At 37.5% G+C, this 19528-nt stretch carries 20 protein-coding genes; 16 read left to right on the top strand and 4 right to left on the bottom strand.

The genetic code is table 11. The annotated features are described in order from the left end of the window. The first annotated feature begins 11 nt into the window (after positions 1-11). The 8 genes from O4O04_RS14335 to O4O04_RS14300 all read left to right on the top strand — a co-directional run bounded on the left by O4O04_RS14335 (position 12) and on the right by O4O04_RS14300 (position 6625). Positions 12-188 carry a hypothetical protein gene (locus O4O04_RS14335; RefSeq protein ID WP_272532455.1) on the top strand — a complete coding sequence of 59 codons (177 nt, stop codon included), beginning with the start codon at positions 12-14 and terminating at the stop codon, positions 186-188. Next, complete coding sequence (locus O4O04_RS14330; RefSeq protein WP_272532454.1) at positions 181-546, top strand: hypothetical protein; 366 nt, start codon at positions 181-183, stop codon at positions 544-546. Before O4O04_RS14335 ends, O4O04_RS14330 begins: the two co-directional genes overlap by 8 nt. Before the next feature lie 116 nt (positions 547-662). Beyond that, entirely contained in the window at positions 663-1430 is a 768-nt protein-coding gene (locus tag O4O04_RS14325) for a M23 family metallopeptidase (protein WP_272532453.1), read from the top strand. Between the two features lie 2 nt (positions 1431-1432). Then, positions 1433-2182 (top strand): hypothetical protein, encoded by a 750-nt coding sequence (locus O4O04_RS14320; protein ID WP_272532452.1) that lies wholly within the window; start codon positions 1433-1435, stop codon positions 2180-2182. A gap of 140 nt (positions 2183-2322) precedes the next feature. Next, positions 2323-2778 carry a hypothetical protein gene (locus O4O04_RS14315; protein ID WP_272532451.1) on the top strand — a complete coding sequence of 152 codons (456 nt, stop codon included), beginning with the start codon at positions 2323-2325 and terminating at the stop codon, positions 2776-2778. 215 nt (positions 2779-2993) lie between these two features. Next, complete coding sequence (locus O4O04_RS14310) at positions 2994-3404, top strand: hypothetical protein (RefSeq protein ID WP_272532450.1); 411 nt, start codon at positions 2994-2996, stop codon at positions 3402-3404. 58 nt (positions 3405-3462) lie between these two features. Continuing rightward, entirely contained in the window at positions 3463-4596 is a 1134-nt protein-coding gene (locus O4O04_RS14305; protein ID WP_272532449.1) for a hypothetical protein, read from the top strand. Positions 4597-5044: 448 nt separating this feature from the next. Next, positions 5045-6625 carry an adenylate/guanylate cyclase domain-containing protein gene (locus tag O4O04_RS14300; protein ID WP_272532448.1) on the top strand — a complete coding sequence of 527 codons (1581 nt, stop codon included), beginning with the start codon at positions 5045-5047 and terminating at the stop codon, positions 6623-6625. Between the two features lie 133 nt (positions 6626-6758). On the opposite strand, the gene O4O04_RS14295 is transcribed toward O4O04_RS14300, so the two are convergent. Beyond that, entirely contained in the window at positions 6759-7106 is a 348-nt protein-coding gene (locus O4O04_RS14295) for a MarR family winged helix-turn-helix transcriptional regulator (RefSeq protein WP_272532447.1), read from the bottom strand. Positions 7107-7278: 172 nt separating this feature from the next. Between O4O04_RS14295 and O4O04_RS14290 the strand changes: the two genes are divergently transcribed. From O4O04_RS14290 to O4O04_RS14280, 3 genes are all read left to right on the top strand, one after another. Next, positions 7279-8397, top strand: a complete 1119-nt coding sequence (locus tag O4O04_RS14290; protein WP_272532446.1) for a maleate cis-trans isomerase family protein — start codon at positions 7279-7281, stop codon at positions 8395-8397. A gap of 77 nt (positions 8398-8474) precedes the next feature. Next, a complete protein-coding gene (locus O4O04_RS14285; protein WP_272532445.1) occupies positions 8475-9329 on the top strand; it encodes a DMT family transporter in 855 nt (284 codons plus the stop codon). Between the two features lie 19 nt (positions 9330-9348). Continuing rightward, on the top strand, positions 9349-9747 hold the full coding sequence (locus O4O04_RS14280; protein WP_272532444.1) for a Rid family hydrolase: 399 nt from the start codon (positions 9349-9351) through the stop codon (positions 9745-9747). Positions 9748-9806: 59 nt separating this feature from the next. Here O4O04_RS14280 and O4O04_RS14275 read toward each other — a convergent pair whose 3' ends face one another. Further along, positions 9807-10424, bottom strand: a complete 618-nt coding sequence (locus O4O04_RS14275; protein WP_272532443.1) for a TetR/AcrR family transcriptional regulator — start codon at positions 10422-10424, stop codon at positions 9807-9809. An 81-nt stretch (positions 10425-10505) separates the two neighbouring features. Here O4O04_RS14275 and O4O04_RS14270 point away from each other — a divergent pair, with 81 nt between their 5' ends. Beyond that, a complete protein-coding gene (locus O4O04_RS14270) occupies positions 10506-12092 on the top strand; it encodes a phytoene desaturase family protein (protein WP_272532442.1) in 1587 nt (528 codons plus the stop codon). Between the two features lie 8 nt (positions 12093-12100). On the opposite strand, the gene O4O04_RS14265 is transcribed toward O4O04_RS14270, so the two are convergent. Beyond that, on the bottom strand, positions 12101-12595 hold the full coding sequence (locus O4O04_RS14265) for a DUF4442 domain-containing protein (protein WP_272532441.1): 495 nt from the start codon (positions 12593-12595) through the stop codon (positions 12101-12103). Next, on the bottom strand, positions 12592-13710 hold the full coding sequence (locus O4O04_RS14260) for an FAD-dependent oxidoreductase (protein ID WP_272532440.1): 1119 nt from the start codon (positions 13708-13710) through the stop codon (positions 12592-12594). Before O4O04_RS14260 ends, O4O04_RS14265 begins: the two co-directional genes overlap by 4 nt. 239 nt (positions 13711-13949) lie before the next feature. On the opposite strand from O4O04_RS14260, the gene O4O04_RS14255 reads away from it, so the two are divergent. Genes O4O04_RS14255 through O4O04_RS14240 form a run of 4 tightly spaced genes read left to right on the top strand, consistent with a single transcriptional unit; the run spans position 13950 to position 19527 of the window. Then, complete coding sequence (locus tag O4O04_RS14255; RefSeq protein WP_272532439.1) at positions 13950-14462, top strand: cytochrome c3 family protein; 513 nt, start codon at positions 13950-13952, stop codon at positions 14460-14462. An 18-nt stretch (positions 14463-14480) separates the two neighbouring features. Continuing rightward, the gene (locus O4O04_RS14250; protein WP_272532438.1) at positions 14481-17573 is read left to right on the top strand and encodes a TAT-variant-translocated molybdopterin oxidoreductase; all 3093 of its coding nucleotides are present in this window, start codon (positions 14481-14483) and stop codon (positions 17571-17573) included. Between the two features lie 21 nt (positions 17574-17594). Further along, the gene (gene nrfD, locus O4O04_RS14245; RefSeq protein WP_442915899.1) at positions 17595-18968 is read left to right on the top strand and encodes an NrfD/PsrC family molybdoenzyme membrane anchor subunit; all 1374 of its coding nucleotides are present in this window, start codon (positions 17595-17597) and stop codon (positions 18966-18968) included. Between the two features lies 1 nt (position 18969). Then, a complete protein-coding gene (locus O4O04_RS14240; RefSeq protein WP_272532437.1) occupies positions 18970-19527 on the top strand; it encodes a DUF3341 domain-containing protein in 558 nt (185 codons plus the stop codon). Position 19528 lies beyond the last annotated feature (1 nt).

The raw sequence follows: 19528 nt of genomic DNA, 5'->3' as shown, positions 1-19528 counted from the left end.
TCGCACTCTTTATGAGGCAGGATTTAAACCAGTATCTAACTTCAAGACAAGAAAGAATAGGAAGAGACAACACTCCTCATACATTTTCTTATCAGGTTGATATTGGTGGACATACGCATGTATTTACTTCGGTAGGGGATCGGGATAGATTCTTCAACAACTTTGAGAGGGGTTTGGAAAATGATTAAAAAATTCTTTATTTTAGTTTTTATTCTAGCTGTTATACTCCAGTGCTCAACGAAACCAGAGGATAAGTTGGATTTTTCTTTTGATGAGAAGGCAAAGTATGATGGAAGAATTTCTGTTTTAGCTTTCTCTAATCAAGATATTTATCCTGACATAGCCAAAATTTTTGATAAAAAAAAGAATCTAATTCTTTTAAAAATATTTTATTCACCGAAATTGATAGAATCTATAGAAATTGAAAACGATAAAATTATATATGTAAAGTATCGTACTGAGCGAGGTGATCCACCAATTTCCTATGAAGAAGCTTGTGAAATTGTTCGCGAACACCAATATGATATGCGAGAAAGCATTACTTAAGAGGATTGTTATGGATTTTGGGGAAAGTATGCAAGACGCTTAGGATTGATAAAGACGAGAAAAGAATATTAAATTGAAATTAACTTTTACGCATAAAAATCTTAAGTCGTAGTCAATTGGAAAAAAACATTTTTCTCAGTAAAGCTCAGGAAAGTATTTTACGTGGTGTAAATACGTCTAATTTCAGAGATACAGATTGGGATGCCGTTTACAAGGTGATGCACTCTTCGGATGAATTCACTGTTGCTGCGGCTGCAAATCATATCCATAGACTTGGAATCAATAACATGGGGGCTAGGGTTGAATCGAATACAATTAAATTGACCGAAAAGGAACTGCCAACTCAGAACCCTAATTTGGTTCCTGGTGAGGGATTTGTTCGAACCGATAATATCTATGGAGTTCCCCTGTTAACACCAGGAGATCCAAATGCTAGTGTTACTAGTCCCATGGGATGGAGAAACGACCCAATAACAGGGAAACCGCTTTCATGGCATAGTGGAGTGGATGTAGGATCACCATTAGGAACACCAATAGGCTTTCCAACGGAGGGCAAAGTGGTAAGTATCAAGACAAATGATGAAAAAACGCCATTTAAACCTGGACATGGGAATCAGGTAGTAATTCAAATCCAAAATAGCGACTATGCCTACTCTATATCACATAACAGTACGATATTGGTGAAGGAAGGGGATACTGTCAAGCCAGGACAAGCAATCAGCCTATCGGGCAATTCAGGTAGAACTTCGGGAGGTTCAAATAGAGGTTATCACACTCACGTGGAGATTTATAAATATAATCCCGCTCGCGATGAATGGCGATCCATAACACCCTCACAAGATGATTTGAATAAATTGCAAGGATTAGTGGGGTCAGGTCAATAATTATGAAAAAAGCTATATTAATATTTCTAGCAGTATTAACAGTTCTTTATTGCAAAGATAGCGATAAAGAGCAACAGGAACCTGTAAGCAATTCCAACCCCATTCCTATGGTTGAAGAAAAAAAAGATCCAAAAGAAATTGTTAAACAGATTAAAAAGAATTTCTTCGAAACTAATGAAGATGTGCTCTATTACCTCAACTATGAAGAATTTCCGCAGCTTAGTATTGATAAATTAAAGACTTGGTCAATATTTCGAGATCGAAAAGCTTTTGCTCTCTCGGCATTTGACCCACAATCTCAGAATGATAAGGAAGTGACCCAATCATCACAAAATGTATTTAGTCTTGGATTTGAAGGAGAGAAAGATGAACAAGGGTATCTGAATATTCGCGGAGAAACTCGCTTAGCCGGTGAACTCAAGAAAGTCCACTGTATTGAATTCACAAAAGAATATACAGATTGTAAATTCTTTTTTGACAATATCGTTTTCGATAATTCAGAATACCATCCCTATGACGGTTCAACAAATCAAGTGATAATAAGATCTCGAAATGATATAGTTTTTTATGTTACTGTTCCACAAGAAGGAGAGTATTTTCCTGCTTTTCATTGGACTGGTCCTGCTAAATCACAAGTTCTGAATGAAAGCTTTCGCCGAGCCTACAGGGAATACCGTAAAGATCCGTCGGCACCTCCGCCATCCAAATATGGATATGATGAAGAGAAAATGAAGACTTGGGAACAAGATTGATTTAAACCAGTATCTCACTTCAAGACATGAAAGAATAGGACGAGACAATACTCCTCATACATTTTCCTATCAGATTGAAATTGGCGGACAGTCTCATGTAATCACATCGGTACGTGGTCGAGATCAATTCTTTCAACATCTTGAGCAGGGGCACGGAAGATGAGAATAAATTTAGTACAGATAGCAACAATTTTGCTTTTTTTCTCTTACACTGTTCTAATAGATTTGAAGATAAGATTGATTTCTCATTTGATCAAAGAGCGAAATTTGACGGGGAAGATTTTATCTATAATGACCCAATGACAGTATACCCAAGTAAATTTAAGCTCTATGACAAAGATAGGAGACTTCGAAATTTCTCAATCTTTTTTTCATCTAATTTACAAGAGTTTTATAAGATTGAAACAAATTCCGAAATTATTGTAAAGTATCGTTCAGAACGGGGTGATCCTCCAATTTCCTATGAAGAAGCCTGCGAGATTGTTCGTGAGAATCAATTTGACATGCGTGAGAGCATTACTCTTGAAGATTGTTATGGATTCTGGGGAAAATATGCTAGGCGCTTAGGGTTGATTGAGACTAAGAGAGGTTTTTAGAAGATCGATTATAAAACGGATGTTACTCTTGTTCTGTATTCTAGTTTTATAGAATTTCTCTTTCGATTTAGAAGAGCGAATTGATTTTAATAAAGTAAATATAAGTCGATTAGGGTTGATAAAAACAAGGAGGCACTCGTAAGTTGAGATTAACAATTGAAAGAGTCAATACGATCTGTAAATGGAATTTTTCTAGATCAATGAGGAATTTTTCGATGATCATAGCAGTTATCCTGAGTATACAATGTTCGAATAGACTTGAGGATAGAGTTGACTATACTTTTGATGAAAAGGCACAATTTAACGGGGGTGTTTATATTTTAGACTTTTCTAGAGATGGGACATATCCTGATTACTATAAGGTATTTAATTATGATAAGAAATTACGTCTTATAAATATTTTTTTGGATACAAATATGCTTGAGTCCATTTATTTTGACGGTGAATCAATTCTCCAAATTGATTACGCATCACGAACTCAAACATTCACCTACGAAGAAGCTTGTGAATTTGTGCGAAAGAATCAATTGGATGTTCGTGGAAGCATCTCTCTAGAAGATTGTTATGGATTCTGGGGGAAATATGTCAGGCGTTTGGGGTTGATAAAGACTAAGAAAGGATTTTGAAGTTGAAATTGAGGTCGTTGAGAAATCTCAAGGCTAATAATTTTTTGAAATTATTAGAATGAATACAAGAATTCTATACTTTTTATATATTGGCTTCTTTACTGTTAATCTAGTTAGTTGCCAAATTGGGAAACCCTCAACGACAACACCTTACCAAGAACATTCAACTCTTGCAAACACACCCAAACTCGGAGTTGTAATTCTTCAAAAGGTACAAAAGGAAAAACTTCCTCATTACTTACTGCTAGAAATAGCAGAAATGATTTCCAATTCTCAATTGAATTTACAAATGTCCGATTGGATGCCCAACCAAAATATTGAATGGATTCCAACCTATGTAGATGGCAGCTTTGATGATACACAAGATTACCTTAGCAACACTAAGAAAAATATCTTGGAAATTCATACAAATTTGAAATACAAATCAGGACTTGGGTCGGAAGTCTTTCATATACTTACTTTCTCGTTGTTTCCAAGAGTCTTCGATTACAATTTACAAATGAAATCCTATTTCTATGATTCTGATGGGATTCGTCATGAGCTGATAACTACGGAAAGTTTGACCATAGTCGATAAGCAAGGAAAGCTTGTTGATCACGATGCTGTAGACAATAACGCAGAGCAACAAATTTACGCTAGTCTAGCTGAACTGATTCAGAAATCTCATGCGATGATTTTGGAGAAAAAATATTCATTTACTGATTTTGAACCCATTGAACAAGGTAATATTTCAAATCCTTTTCTTTTTAGTATAGACTATATTTCCTGCAAAGACAATTATTCTATCGAATATGGAGTGGGTGTTCGATCAACTGCGATTTTTGACAATAAAAAATACAACTTCTGCACAACAGAAATTCGTTTTCTAAATAAATCAGAAAGATCTTATTCGATATATTCAAAAGATTTTTCTATTATCTCAAATGGTCAAAGTATAAAATCTCTAGAAACTGTTCCTGGTTATTCAGTTCAATTATTAGCTAATGGTAAATTTTTGAGAAGACATGCGAATTTTGGTCTTGCGAATAGCATTGTATTAAAAACTGAATCAGATCAAAGCTTGGGTGTCCTGGAATTGTATTTCTTGTTTCCCAAGGATTTCGATAGAAGCGATGTTAGGATTCGATGGACAAATCCGCAAAATCCCGACGAGAACGTAGAATCATGGATAGGTGATTTAGAATTGAAGTGAGCGGAGAGGATTTCTTCCCTCAAGCGGAGTGCTTACCTCCGGACCACCACCAAATCGTTTGCGCTATTTGTTGTGTGGTGCTGAACTGAAGGCAGCTAAATCATCGCGACTTGTCCAGCATAACTTTCCGAATTGAAATTTTCGCGAGATAGATGAAAGTGCGAAGCCACCATACTGAAATAAATAAAATTATTCCTCATTTTCCTCTGCGTAACCTTTGCGCTCTTTGTGGTTAAGAAAAAAGGCTACCACAAAGTGCACAAAGTTCCCGAAGGATGACAATCGATATTGAAATTCTTTTTTTTAAGCAATACCATATCGTCTTCCGCGCCATTTTTACCTAAAGTTGGATAATCTTCTCTTGCAAAAAAAAAGAAAAATGATTCTAGATGGTGGGTAGGATTCCAAGTTGACAACAGGAAGCGAGTAAGGAAGAAATAAGGAATCTATGATATTATCTAGAATCAAGAATTTATTTCTAAAACAAACTGGCTGGGTTCTAGTTATTTTTCCAAGCATTATCGTTGAGATAATTGGAATTGTAATCTTTTGGGGAGTCAATACCTTAATAGCAAGCTACTTGCTGGGTAGAGAATCCGTTCCAACCAATGGTTTTGTGATTCTGATTCTCGATTTTTTATTCTTAGTATTTTGTATTGTTTACTTAATTCCAGTTATTCGGCTACAGAAATTGTATTATGACAAGCGAATAAATAACCAATCTACAGAGATTTCGATTGCATCTTTGCAAATTGCGAAAAATCGAATATACAATTATCCGCTAGTATTGGTTCCAGCGATTTACATACTTTGGGCATCTCAATTGGCTTTGCTCGTTTCTTTCGACACAGAAGGCTATCCACTGATACCTGCGATCACGATAAGTTTGATATCTACAGTGCTTGCTGCTGTTATATGTTATTATTCCGTAGATATACTGATTCGATTTCTCTATGTCCCGTATTGGTTTGATAATGGTGATATGCGCGTAACGAGAAAAATATTTTTTAAACCATCACTCATACAGAGATTCTTTGATTTGTTTCTTGTGAATGCGTTATTGCCCGCTATTTCCATATCGGGAACCGTATTTCTTGCTTTAAAATATGGATCAAATGATCCCGGACTTATTGAAAGGCTTTTCTATACAACAATTGGAATCAGTCTCGCTTACTGGACATTCGGCTTTCCTTTTTTGCTTCTAACCGCCGCCACGATCATTAAGCCGATCAATGAGTTATCGAAAGCTGCAAAACAAATTGCTAATGAAGATTATGCGATTAATATGAACGTAAATAGTGACGATCAATTGGGAAAACTTCAGGTGATCATGAATCGGGTTGGCAAAGAGCTTGAGGAAAAGTCTGTTATAAAAACTCTATTTGGTCATTATGTTTCTCCCGTCGTACGTGATTTAATTCTTGGCGGCAAGATCAATACGGAAGGAGAGAAAATCGAAGCTGTTATCCTTTTTTCTGATATAAGGTCATTCACAGCGATCACTGAGAAATTTCCTCCTGAAAAAGTAGTGAACCTTTTGAATATACATTTCTCAAAACTGGTATCCGCAATTTCTGATAATCAAGGGTTTGTTGATAAATTTATTGGTGATGCAATGATGGCTGTGTTTGATGCACAGCTTTGCTCTAACAACCATAAGTTGTATGCATTCAACGCGGTAACACAGATTCTTGAAGGAATGCAAGAAACGAATCGTCTTGTAGAAGCCAGTGGAATGCCAAGATTTGAAATAGGACTTGGTATGGCTTGCGGAGATGTGATCCGAGGAAATGTTGGAGCTGCCGAACGAAAAGAACTCACTGTTATTGGTGATCCTGTCAATACAGCATCAAGATTGGAAACTCTTACAAAATCAGTGGGAAGAACAGTTGTTGCTTCATTAAATAGTTTAGACATTGATATAAGTAAACTGCATACACTTGATGTTTTAAATCTAGATCCAATTTCAGTTCGTGGTAAATCGGAAATGGTAGATGTGATTGCCTTTTCTTTGAAGAAGCCATTCTAATTATTTTTTCATAAATGCATTGTTATATGCTAGATTTGATTTTTACCCACTCTACGGCATAGATCTCTTAGCGTTTTCTGTTCGTCCTTTGATAGAAGTGAGAGGCGAGAAACGACTCGCTGCACATGACTCTTTAAGGCTTTTTTGATTTTTTTTCTCCTTCTTTAGTGAGAGAGACCCAGTAAGATCTTGAATCGTTATCTGAGTATTTTTTGATGATCCATTTTTTAGCCTCAAGTGATTTGAGGTGAAATGTAACATTTCCTTTTGTTCTTAAAATTTTTGCACAAATATCTTTAGGTTGCAAAGAACCAAAATGGAGCAATGAATCCAAAATTCCAAGTTCCGACATAGTCATTCCTTCATCAGCTTGGAGCTTGAGGTCAAATTCGTGAGCGATAGAACTTCCAGCCCTGAGTAAATTTATATAGGCATTTAGTGCAATGACTTCATTCTCGGATCCATCGAATTTAGTTGGCATAATGTAGAATTTTACGTCTGGATCAATCTATAAAGAATAAAAACAAAAAAAATACCTTTTCGAATGGCAAAAATGGAAGTAAAAAAATGTTTAATATTAAACTAAAAAGATTGATAGAAAGTATAGTATTAAACAATATGTAATAAATGTTATACAGTGATGAGGTGATATCTTGAAAATCAATAGAGGAAGGGATTCAAATAAGAAAATTAAACGTTCAGAGGTAATTAAAAAAGGATTAGGAATCAGTGCTGCAGCAATTGCACTTAGAACGATAAATCTTAAATCGGAACCCATAAAACAGGAATTGAATCCAAATGATAATCAAGAGCCTAGCGGCCTACAACCGCATGCTGAAATGAAATATCCGCCCGGGGAATTTCAGATTGGGAAACTATCTAAACGGAAATTTTTTGTTCCTAACCCAAATGCTCCGCCTATGCCAGACATTTCAACTAAAGGTTTTAATTCAAATGGACAAAATGTTCGAATTAATTATCCATTCGACTCTAAAATTGGCTATCCGGATGTTCTCAGTTATCGTAAAAAGTTTGGGTTGTTGATCCCTGCAACCAATACCAGCATGGAATCCGAACTTTGGAAAATTATTCATAGTAATATAGGTAAATTAAAAGGAATTGGAATTCACATATCAAATGTTTTTACACCGAAACCGCAACTAAAGAATTCTGAAGATCTTCGAATTTATAAAGAGAATTTTCTTAAAGGTCTAGCGGATGCTGTTGATAAATCAATATTAGCTCAACCCGAATATTTAATTATGGGGATGAGTTTAGAACATATTTTATTCGGACTCGAATATGTGAAAAGACCAGTGACTGAATTGGAGAAAAAGTTTCCAATTGGAATCGGAACTTGGCATAATTCTATTCAGCTAGCATTGAAAAAATTCCGAGCGAAAAGGATCGGTATTCTAACTCCATTCGACTCGGAAGGTAATGCAAATGCTAGAAGAATGTTTGAAGATTTAGGTTTTGAAGTTGTGGTTGATTTTGGATTTTCCTGCGCTAATGCCTTGCATATTGCTCATATTCCTGATGAGGCTAAAGAGATTGTAATTCAGGAGATACTTGCAAAAAAAGAAAACAGAATAGACGCTATTGTTCAATGCGGAACTAATATGAGTCTATTGAATGTTTCTGAAAAAATGGAACCTAGATTAGGTATCCCAATATTGGGTATTAATACTGTTTTATTCTGGTATGCTCTAAGAGAGAATGGAATCAATGAAAAGTTGGTCAAGGCATCCAGAATTTTCAGTGAGTTCTAAGGTATATTATGTTATTCAGAAAATCTAAAACAAATAAACATTTCTTAACATCGATGGATGAGAAGTCAGGTAAATAAATGAACCAATCAAGTTATGTTGGGATTTTGTTTCTGGTAGCTTTGGCTCCTATCGCTTGGGGAACTACTTATTTGGTAACAAGTGTCTATCTTCCGGAAGGCGTTCCCATTTTTAGTTCTGTAATTCGATGCTTACCTATGGGTATTCTATTTCTCGCCTTGTCAAGAAGATTGCCCAAATCAACCTCAGTTTGGAAAATAATTGTGGTGAGTTTTCTAAATATTTCTTTGTTTCAATATCTTTTGTTCTATTCCGCATATAGATTGCAAGGCGGTGTAGCTGCAATATTAACAGCTACCCAGCCGATATTTGTACTTTTTCTTTCGATTCCTATACTAAAAACGAAAATAAAATTTATATCAATCTTAAGCGGTATTATAGGTTTTCTCGGAGTCTTTGCTTTGCTTTCGAGGGAAGAGCTCATGTTTGAGCTAGGGGGATATATCGCAGCTTTGTTATGTGCTGTCTCAATGGGGCTCGGCACACTGTTTACCAAAAAATGGTTTCAAGATGAAGACCAATTAACGTTAACTTCTTGGCAGCTAAGCATCGGAGGATTGATTTTGCTTCCAGTCGCATTTATTATAGAAGATTTCCCAACCGAAATTACCTGGCATGGAATAGCTGGCTATATTTGGCTTTCCATAATTGGAACTGGTTTTGCATATTTGGTTTGGTTTTATGGTGTTAAGAAAGCTTCTGTTCAAATGATTACTATGCTTGGATTCCTATCTCCTTTAACGGCAACTATATTAGGATTTCTATTATTAGATGAAAGTTTTGGATTCGAAAAAATTCTGGGTTCAATCTTGATTTTTTTTTCCATTTCAATTATGTACAATATTAAAAAATAAAAATAGATAGGAAAAAATAATGGAAAAACAAATTATAAATCCAAACGAACTTCACAACCATCCAGCTTATTCGAGAATTTTCTCGGTTTCCAATCCCAAGAATTTTCATTTTATTGCAGGCATGACCCCAGCAGATGAAAACTACAATTGCATCGCTCCTGGAAATTTATTAGAACAGTATTACAAAGTAATGGAAGATTTGCAGCTATGCTTAACTAAAGTGAAGGCGAGTTGGTCAGATGTGGTCTTTCGTAGAATTTATGTTCGCAATATGGATGATTTTATTCAAATTCAAACTTCTAAAAATACTAGAGAATATTTTAAAAAAGGAGAATACCCACCAAGCACACTTATTGAAGTGACAAGGCTCTCTAATCCTGAATTTTTAATAGAGATTGATCTACTTGCCATCACTTGAATTGGAAATAATTACATTTATTGTTTTAATATAATCTCAGAAAGCACACCAATTTTCATTTAAGAAACCTTCATCCCGGTGTATAAAGTTTCAAGAAGATCCTTTGTAATCGATTTGATTTCTTTTGATTTGAGATTTCGAAACATAACTTGTCTACCTGAAAGCAATACAGCGATTCCATGAACCATCGTCCACGATGCCATTGCAGCAGTACGGATATTCTTAGTTTTTAGAACTCCAGCATTTTTGCAATCTGAGATGATATCTACGAGAACCTGAAATGTTTCAGATTCTGCAGCAACTAAGTTTTCGAATTTCGAATGATCGGGAATTTGGTTACCGTACATAATCTGGAAAAGGTCAGGATTTTGCACTGCAAATTCCACGTATTGCAACCCTGTTTCTCTATATTGAAGCAATGGATGCTTAGCCATTCGTTTTTTAATTTTGAGCAACTGCATAGTCAATAATTTAAATCCTTCAAGTGCGATCTCTGCGATCAAAGATTCAAGATCAGCGAAATGACGATAGGGTGCAGATTGTGAGACAGCAGCATGCTTAGATACTTTTCTTAGGGAAAGAGCTTGGTATCCTTCATTTTTTAAAATTTCCATCGAAGCATCAATGAGGGCTTTCTTGAGATCACCGTGGTGGTAGGGTTTTTTATTTTTAATCATGTTGACATATATTACATTAAATATATTTTGTATTCAGATAATGTGTTCAGTGATAACATATTGGATAAGGAATTAACGTCAATGTCAAAAGAAAATTTAAGTGAAAATTATGATATAATCTTTATTGGTTCCGGAATTGGAAGCCTTACCTCAGCGAGTTTACTTGCACAGTTCGAAGACAAAAAAATATTAATTATCGAAAAGCATTTTCAAGCGGGCGGATACACACATTCTTTTGCAAGAAAGCAAAATAAATACCATTGGGACGTCGGTATTCACTATGTAGGAGACATGCATGATTCAGGTTTTTGTCGATTGCTTATGGATAAGATCACAAGAAATAATGTGCAATGGCAGAAGATGTCAGAGCCCTTCGAGAAATTCGTATATCCCAACAGAACTTTTGAACTTTATGGAAACGAAGAAAAATTCAAATCGGATTTGATTGCACAATTTCCGGAAGAAGAGGAATCCATTATCAGATATTTTTCCGATGTCCACAAAGCTTCAGCATTGTTCGGTAAGTCGATGATGATGAAGTCGAGCACTCCCGATCTCAGCGCATTTACAAAACAAATGCAAGATCCAAGCATCATCACACTAAAAGATTATTTGGACTATCATTTCAAAAATGATGATATCAAAGCGATATTGGCATCTCAATGGGGCGACTACGGACTTCCGCCTTCCAAATGTTTGTTTGCAACTCACGCTGCATTGGTTGTGCATTATTTCAATGGAGGATACTATCCTGTCGGTGGCGGAGGGAAAATTTTTGATTCTATTGAACCAATTCTTGCGGAGAAGGGTGGAGCAGTTGTCACAACAACAGAAGTTTTAGAAATTATTATTGAAGATAGCAAAGCGATTGGCGTAAAAACTAGGTTCCTTCGAGGACAGAAGCAAGAGCGGAATTTTTATGCTCCAGTCATCGTATCATGTGCTGGAGCTTATCCAACTTATACAAAGTTAATTCCGGATTCTGTAGAAATTTCCTTTCGAGATCCATTGAAAGATTTTTACAAAAAAGAAAAAATGGCAACAAGTATTTGCATCTATCTAGGTTTATCTGAGAGTCCTGCAAAATTCGGATTCAAAGGAGAAAACTATTGGATATTTGCATCAAATGATCATGAAGAAAATTTTCAAAAGCGCAATGATTGGTTAAAAGATTTTAGTGAAATTAAAAATATGTATGTATCATTTCCGAGCCTTAAGGATCCAGATGCCAAAAATCATACGGCAGATATCATATCATTTACTGACTATTCGTTATTTGAGAAATGGAAAGACCAACCTTGGAAGAAACGTGGCGAAGAGTATGAAGAGATGAAGAAAAAAATTGCCGAAACGGTGATCTCATCTATCGACACACGATATCCTGGTTTCAAAGATATCATTGATTATATTGAAGTATCAACACCGCTAACCAACGAACATTTTACTTCTCATCCAGATGGCGCAATTTATGGACTTGCTTGTGTGCCAGAAAGATACGACAAAGAAAAGTCGCCATGGTTTGATTGTGTAACTCCCATAGCAGGTCTTTACTTAACAGGCGCAGATGCAGGTGGATCTCCAGGAATAGCTGGTGCTATGATGGGCGGACTTGCTGTCACACAGAAGATTCATGGAAGTCGAGCTCTATTAAAATGGTTGATGAAATAATGAGGTAACTATTTCAATTTTCTAACATATAAAGTTTTCTCAACTTTTGCGACAATTTCATTTTTTTCGTTGGTGACTGTTGTCGTGAATAGACAATTCATCTTTTTTTTAGAAGCAACAGTTTGTTTTATTTCTTCTAATTCTTCTTGAGATATTGTAAATACCGCACGTACTGTTCCTGTGCCCGGTTTCACAAAATCTATCTTAGCTGCTTTGTCCCAGACCATATAATCTTTGCCAAGTTTTCTCATCAAAATAAACATATAAAATGGGTCACACATGGCATAGAGAGAACCTCCAAAATGGACACCTACATAATTTTCATTGAAAAAATTTATATCCAATTTAACTTTTATGCATGAGAAATCCTCGGAGATTTCCTCAACTTGAATTCCTGCAGCTAAATAGGGAACATATACATTGATAACATTCTTAAACCCAATGATTTTTTCTAGATTTTCCCATTTAGGAATTGGGCCAAAAGTTTTCTGATTTTCTCTCATATACTTATCCTTTCTATTTCGCCCATAAAAATTCTTTCGATTCTTGGTCCATATATCCAATCTCCAGTTAATGCAATTCCAGAATTCTTGACAATGGCTTGATAGTCCTTGAAGTTTTTATGTTCCAAATTAAGAATACCGGTTTTACCTAACATCGAATTTTCAGCTTGGGCGTATTTCCATTGATGCGATCGTACTCTATCAGGACTAGGTAAGCCAGTAAAAAATTTATTTATTTGAAGGTTGAATTGTTCATAGCAAGTATCAGTAGGTTCGCCTGAAGAAGATTTCCATCTCCCGAAATAAGATTCTGAAAATTTCTCCGAGAATTGTATCATGATCACAATTCCAGAATCTTTGATTTGTTCTGAATCGAATGGAGAAGCTTTTTGATTACGAATAGAAAATTCACGATTTTGTTGAGACACGTTGTCAATATTTATTAGTTTCGAAGATTCAATCGAAATATATTCTGCATCGTTTCCTTTTCGTAGAAAACTTTTATTTTCCAAGTTTAGTAATTCTAAGTATGTTTTAGAATTTAGGTTTTTCCAGTATCCGCAAGCGACTAGAGTTTTTCGATAATGGTTGTAGGGAGACGTGAATTCTTTCCAAATATTTTGAATTTCCCCTTCCGGAAGCAATTCAATTGCTTGAGGAAGGGGTGCAGTAATCACAACTTCATCATAAAATCCTTGCGAACCGTCAGTGAATTCAAGTTGAAATTTGGATGTTTTGTCATTTTCGGTTTTATAAATTTTTTTCAATTCTTTTCGAAAGTGGACGGTCTTGTTCGAGAGTAAACGTTCTGCGATAGATTGCATTCCTGTTTCACAAAATGACATGGAGGAATTCCCATCTAGGCTATAAGTTTTTGCCTGTATTCCTTTTGATTTTAACCAATCAACCAAGGATCTTTTGTAAATTCTGCCATCTTTTTGTATTTCAACTGAATTTTTAAAGTAGGTTGCACCAATATCTGCAAAAAATTTCCCTTCGAATGGCTTTGAACTCATCCTCCCGCCGGGAAATCTAGCTTTATCATAGAAATCAGCTTCGAGGTTAAGGCTAGCATGGGCGCAAGCAGAGATTCCAGTTCCAATTATTGCTTTCATTTTGCTTCAATATAGAGAACAAGTCCCATACTTCCAGAGTCTGAGCCGAGTTTTGACATGCAATCAGATTTCACTTAGTCGAAAAGTGACTATTAGTAAATTATAATGTACGAATGTCTAGTTGAGAATAGTTCTCAACTTTGAGTTTTTAGTTCCAAAATCTCTTACATACTTGCATTTTTTCGCCTAGCGACTTTCCTTGTCTGTAGAAAGAGAAATTGGGACAGGAATTTCAACGAATGAATCAAAAAATCCTAAAATTATCCGTGCCTCTACTAGTAGTAGCGGCAGTCGCATACCTTATACTATCACCTTCAAGGTATGTAGGCTATACACCGGATCAACCCATCCCCTTTAACCATAAGATCCATGCAGGAGATAATGGGATAGACTGTCGGTATTGTCATACCGGCGTGGACAACTCGGCTCATGCGACTGTCCCTCCATCCTCAACTTGTATGAATTGCCATGGCTTAGGCGGGGTTGCAGCAAAGCAAGAGCATGTTAAATGGCTCACTGAACAATACAATAACAAACGTCCTGTATCATGGGTGAAAGTACATGATACTCCAGACTTTGTTTACTTCAACCACTCTAGGCATATCAACCGAGGCGTAGATTGTTCTCAGTGTCATGGGAACATCGCGGAAGCGGAAGTTGTTGGCCAATCGAAATCTCTTAATATGGGATTTTGTGTAGACTGCCATCGAGAGAACAATGCTCCTAACGATTGTTCTACGTGCCACAGGTAATCGGAGGAATTCCTTATAATGAAAGAAACAAATTTCCAAAAAGATAAAAAATCACATTGGCAATCCTATGAATTGCGTGGCAGTCAGGAAGAAAGAGAATTGCAGAAGCAAGAATTTTTCACATCTCCTGACCCAATTATCGCTAAGATAAAAGCGGGCGATTTCGATAGAAAAACTTTCCTCAAGTTTATGGGGGCAAGTGTTGCAATGGCATCTCTTAACTGTGTGCAAAAACCAGTTGAGAAGATTGTTCCTTATGTTAATCTAAATAAACCAGATGAAGGTGAGAACGCTCAATACGATTTCGTTAAGCACGGTCACTCTTATCATTATGCGTCTGTTTGTGGAGCTTGTTCTGCAGGTTGCGGAACCATCGTTAAAGCAAGAGACGGTCGCCCTCTAAAATTAGAAGGCAATCCCAATCATCCTGTATCACAAGGAGCACTTTGTTCATCGGGACAAGTTGCGATTTTTGATCTTTATGATCCGGACAGAGTTCAAGATCCGCATGAAGTTAAGAATGGTAAATTCTATCCTTCCGATTGGGTAGCTCTCAATAAAGCTATAACTGCTGTTCTTGCGGATAACAAAGGTAAGACTAGAATTCTTTCTAAGTCATTGCCTTCTCCATCTTCTAAGGCGATTACAGAAGACTTCCTCAAGTCTGTTGGCGGCGGCAAAGTATATGAATCTGAACTTACATTCTTAGAAGATGCAATTTCACTTGGTCAAGAACTTTCTTATGGCAAGGCGATTGTTCCTAATTACCATTTTGACAAAGCAAAAGTAATCCTATCTATTGATGCAGACTTCCTAGGAACTTGGCTTTCTCCAGTTGAATTCCAAAAAGATTTTTCCAAGAGAAGAACTTTAGTTCAAGGTAAAGGTGATGTTAATACTTTTATCGCAGCGGAGTCCAATCCAACAACAACTGGTTCTAATGCAGACCAACGTATCGCAATCAAACCAGGTGATCAGAGAAAGCTCGCACTCGCTGTCGCAAAAGCTCTGTCTGATCTTGGACTTAGTGGTGCATCTGGAGTAGGTGGAATCAATGTTGAAGCTACCGCAAAAGAACTCGGCGTAACTGCAGAACTCATTCGCTCGACTGCTCGTGCTCTAAACGGTGCACGAGGTGCATCACTTGTAGTTGCAGGTGGCGCTCAAGCAGGAACAAAAGATGCAGTCGACCTACAGATTGCAGTCAACATGATCAACTCAATGCTTGGCAACGATGGCAAAACCATCGATTCATCAAGCGTAAGATTTGATGGTAAGACAAACTACTACGCAAATCTTCTAGCACTTAAGAAAGAATTGGATGCAGGTCAAGTTGGATTATTGGTTATCAATGATCTCAATTTAATCTACAATCTTCCTAATGCAGAAGAGTGGAAAGCAAGCCTCAAGAAAGCAGCACTAGTTGTTCAGGTAACATCTAGAATTGACGAGACAGCAAGTTCTGTTGGATGGGTTGTTCCAAAATCTCATTTCCTTGAGTCTTGGTCTGATTCCTCTCCAGTAACTGGCTTATTCGCTATCCAACAACCAACAGTTCGTCCACTTTTCAATTCTAAGTCTTTCGAAGACGCGATGATTGATTGGGCTGGTGGAAGCATAGCTGGTTCTAAGAATTTCTACGAATACATTCAGAACAAATGGAAGGGCCGTGGTAACTGGGACGACAATCTACGTTCTGGTTTCTATGTAGGCGGATCTGTTGCATCACTTTCTGCTGATAGAAATGCTCGTTCTTTCAGAGGAACAATCAAACCATTGGAATCAGCACCAGCTGGTTTGACTTTAGCGCTATATCATAGTTTGGCGATCAAAGATGGAGAGCAGGCTAATAGCTCGATTCTCCAAGAATTGCCAGATCCTATTTCCAAAGTTACTTGGGACAACTATCTTGCGATCAGCCCTCAGGCTGCCAAAGAATTGGGAATTGCAACCAATGATCTCGTGAATGTTACAGTCGGCAATAACTCTGTAGAACTTGCAGCTTATGTTACACCTGGACTTCATAAAGATGCAACAGCAATTGCTCTTGGTTACGGCAGATCAAAAGTTGGAACCATCGGCAATGGAGTTGGCAAGAGCGTAGTTCCTTTCTTAATCCCGACATCGAATGGAATCATCAGTTCTGGCTTCGCAGTAAAGATTGAGAAATTGGGCAAGAAATACAAACTTGCTTCTACTCAAGCGCACAACATGATGTCGCCCGGTGTTTTGATGGGATCACAATGGAAAGAAAGACCACTGGTTATTTCTGCCAAGATCCAAGAATTCAAAGCAAATCCTTCGGCTAATATTCCTGAACCAGAAATTCCAAAAATTCTGGTTGATGGCAAGCTTGTTCGTTCAACTGGAGCCAATCCAGGATTTGAATACAAAGGCTATCGATGGGGAATGACAGTTGACCTTACACAATGCACAGGATGCGGCGCTTGCGTTACAGCTTGCAGTATTGAGAACAACGTTCCTTCAGTAGGACGCGATGAAGTTCGAGTAGGTCGTGAAATGTCTTGGATGAGAATCGATCGATATTTTATCGGAGATCCAGAAAACCCAGAAACTCTAGAAATCGCTCACCAACCAGTTATGTGCCAGCATTGCGAGAACGCTCCTTGTGAGACAGTTTGTCCGGTTGCGGCAACTGTTCATGGATCGGAAGGAACCAATGATATGGTTTACAACCGTTGCGTGGGAACTCGTTACTGTTCGAATAACTGTCCTTACAAAGTTCGTCGATTCAACTGGATGGAACATTGGACTGGAACAGACAAAGCAAAAGCGCCACGTCATTTAGGACTGAACCCAGAAGTTACAGTTCGTTCACGTGGGGTTATGGAAAAATGCAATTTCTGTGCATCTAGAGTTGCCGAGAAGAAAATCAATGCGAAGAACCAAGGTAGAAAGTTGCGAGACGGAGAAATCCAATCAGCATGCCAACAAACTTGTCCTTCGGATGCAATTAGCTTCGGGGACATCAATGATCCGAATTCGAAAGTTTACAAAATCATGAAAGATCCTAGATCATATAAGATGTTGGAATACCTAAACGTAGGACCATCTGTGAGTTATCTCTCCAGAGTCCGAAGCACGATTTAACGAGGGGAGAATAGAACCAATATGGCATTGACAGATTCAGTCAGAGAAAAGTTAGACTTGCCTGACCTGGTAACAGGTGGCAAGACTACGAAAGACGTCACAGATGACATCCTTCAACCGACAGAAGCCTTCCCCACATCCTTGTGGTGGAAGATGTTTTCTATCGCGGCAACAATCACAGTAATCGACATTTGTGTGATCGGTTATCTTTTTTACGAAGGTCTCTACATTTTAGGGATCAACAATCCTGTTTCGTGGGGATTCTTTGTTGTAAACTTCGTATTCTGGATAGGTATCGGTCACGCGGGAACTTTGATTTCTGCGGTATTGTATCTTTTTAGACAACAATGGAGAACGGGGATCAACCGTGCTGCTGAGGCGATGACAATTTTTGCAGTAATTGTTGCTGCAAGTAACTTGATACTTCACGTTGGTCGACCTTGGCTTGGATTTTGGTTATTTCCTTATCCAAACGAAAGAGGCCCGCTTTGGGTGAACTTCCGATCTCCTCTGATTTGGGATACTTTTGCGGTATCCACTTATCTTTCCATCTCACTTGTATTCTGGTATCTAGGGTTGATTCCCGATCTAGCTGCACTTCGAGATAGAGCAACGGATCCAATCCGAAGAAAAATGTATGATGTATTATCATTTGGTTGGGTCGGCTCCGCAAAAGCATGGTCTCATATGGAGATCACTGCTATGATTTTGGCAGCACTTTCTACCCCCCTTGTATTGTCCGTGCATACAATCGTATCTTTCGACTTCGCGGTTTCGATTCTTCCAGGATGGCATACAACAATTTTCCCTCCATACTTCGTTGCTGGTGCGATTTTCTCCGGATTTGCAATGGTTGTGACTCTGATGGTAATTGCTCGTGAAGTTTTCAACCTCAAGAACTATATCACCATGAAGCATTTGGAGAACATGAATAAGATTATTCTTGTTACAGGTATGATTGTGGGTCTTGCGTATGCGACTGAATTCTTTATCGCTTGGTATTCTGGTAACGAATACGAAGGATTCGCTTTCGTGAACCGTGCTTTCGGTCCATATTGGTGGGCTTATTGGATCATGGTTTCTTGTAACGTAATTTCTCCGCAGTTCTTCTGGTTTAAGAAAATGAGAACAAGCATCCCAGTGATGTTTACACTTTCTATTTTCGTGAATATAGGAATGTGGTTTGAACGTTTTGTGATCATGATGACTCTTCACAGAGACTTCCTTCCATCCAGTTGGGATATGTATAGCCCAACTATTTTTGACTACACAATGTTAGTTGGAACTTTCGGAATCTTCTTCACTCTCTTTCTACTTTGGTGTAGAATTATGCCAGTGATTGCGGTTGCTGAAGTGAAAACTGTGATGCCAACCAAATCAGGAGGCCACCATTAATATGTATTGGTTTACAAAAGAACAATTTCACAAATATAAAGAAATGGATTCTGGAGTTCTCGGTGTTTTTGACACCGAGGCTGAGATAATGGACGCAGCGAAGAAAACTAAAGAGAAGAATTACTCAGGTTTCGATTGTTTGCTTCCGTATCCAATTCATGGAATCGATGAAGTAATGGGAACTCCTAGATCAGGTCTTCCTTGGGTTACATTTTTTATGGGGATAGTTGGCTGTCTTATGGGTTTTGGTTTCCAATACCTCACTCATCAGCACGATTGGCCTCTTAATATTGGTGGTAAATCCCTCAATGCTTGGTTTGCTTATATTCCCATTACATTTGAGATGACTGTGTTCTGTGCAGGGATGTATACTTTCGGAATGTTTTGTTACCTTGCTGGAATTCCAAAACTAGAAAGAAAAATCCACAATCCTCATTTCACATCCCATAAATTTGGTCTATGGATTCCAACTTCTGCTCAAGGTTATAAACAAGACGAAGTTGTTAATTTTGTCCGAAGCCTTGGCGCTAAACAAGTGGACGTCGTTAAGGAGACATGAG

Origin of the sequence: Leptospira sp. GIMC2001 (genome assembly GCF_028462125.1) — a bacterium.
Lineage (GTDB): Bacteria > Spirochaetota > Leptospiria > Leptospirales > Leptospiraceae.
This window is presented reverse-complemented; position numbering and strand designations above follow the sequence as displayed.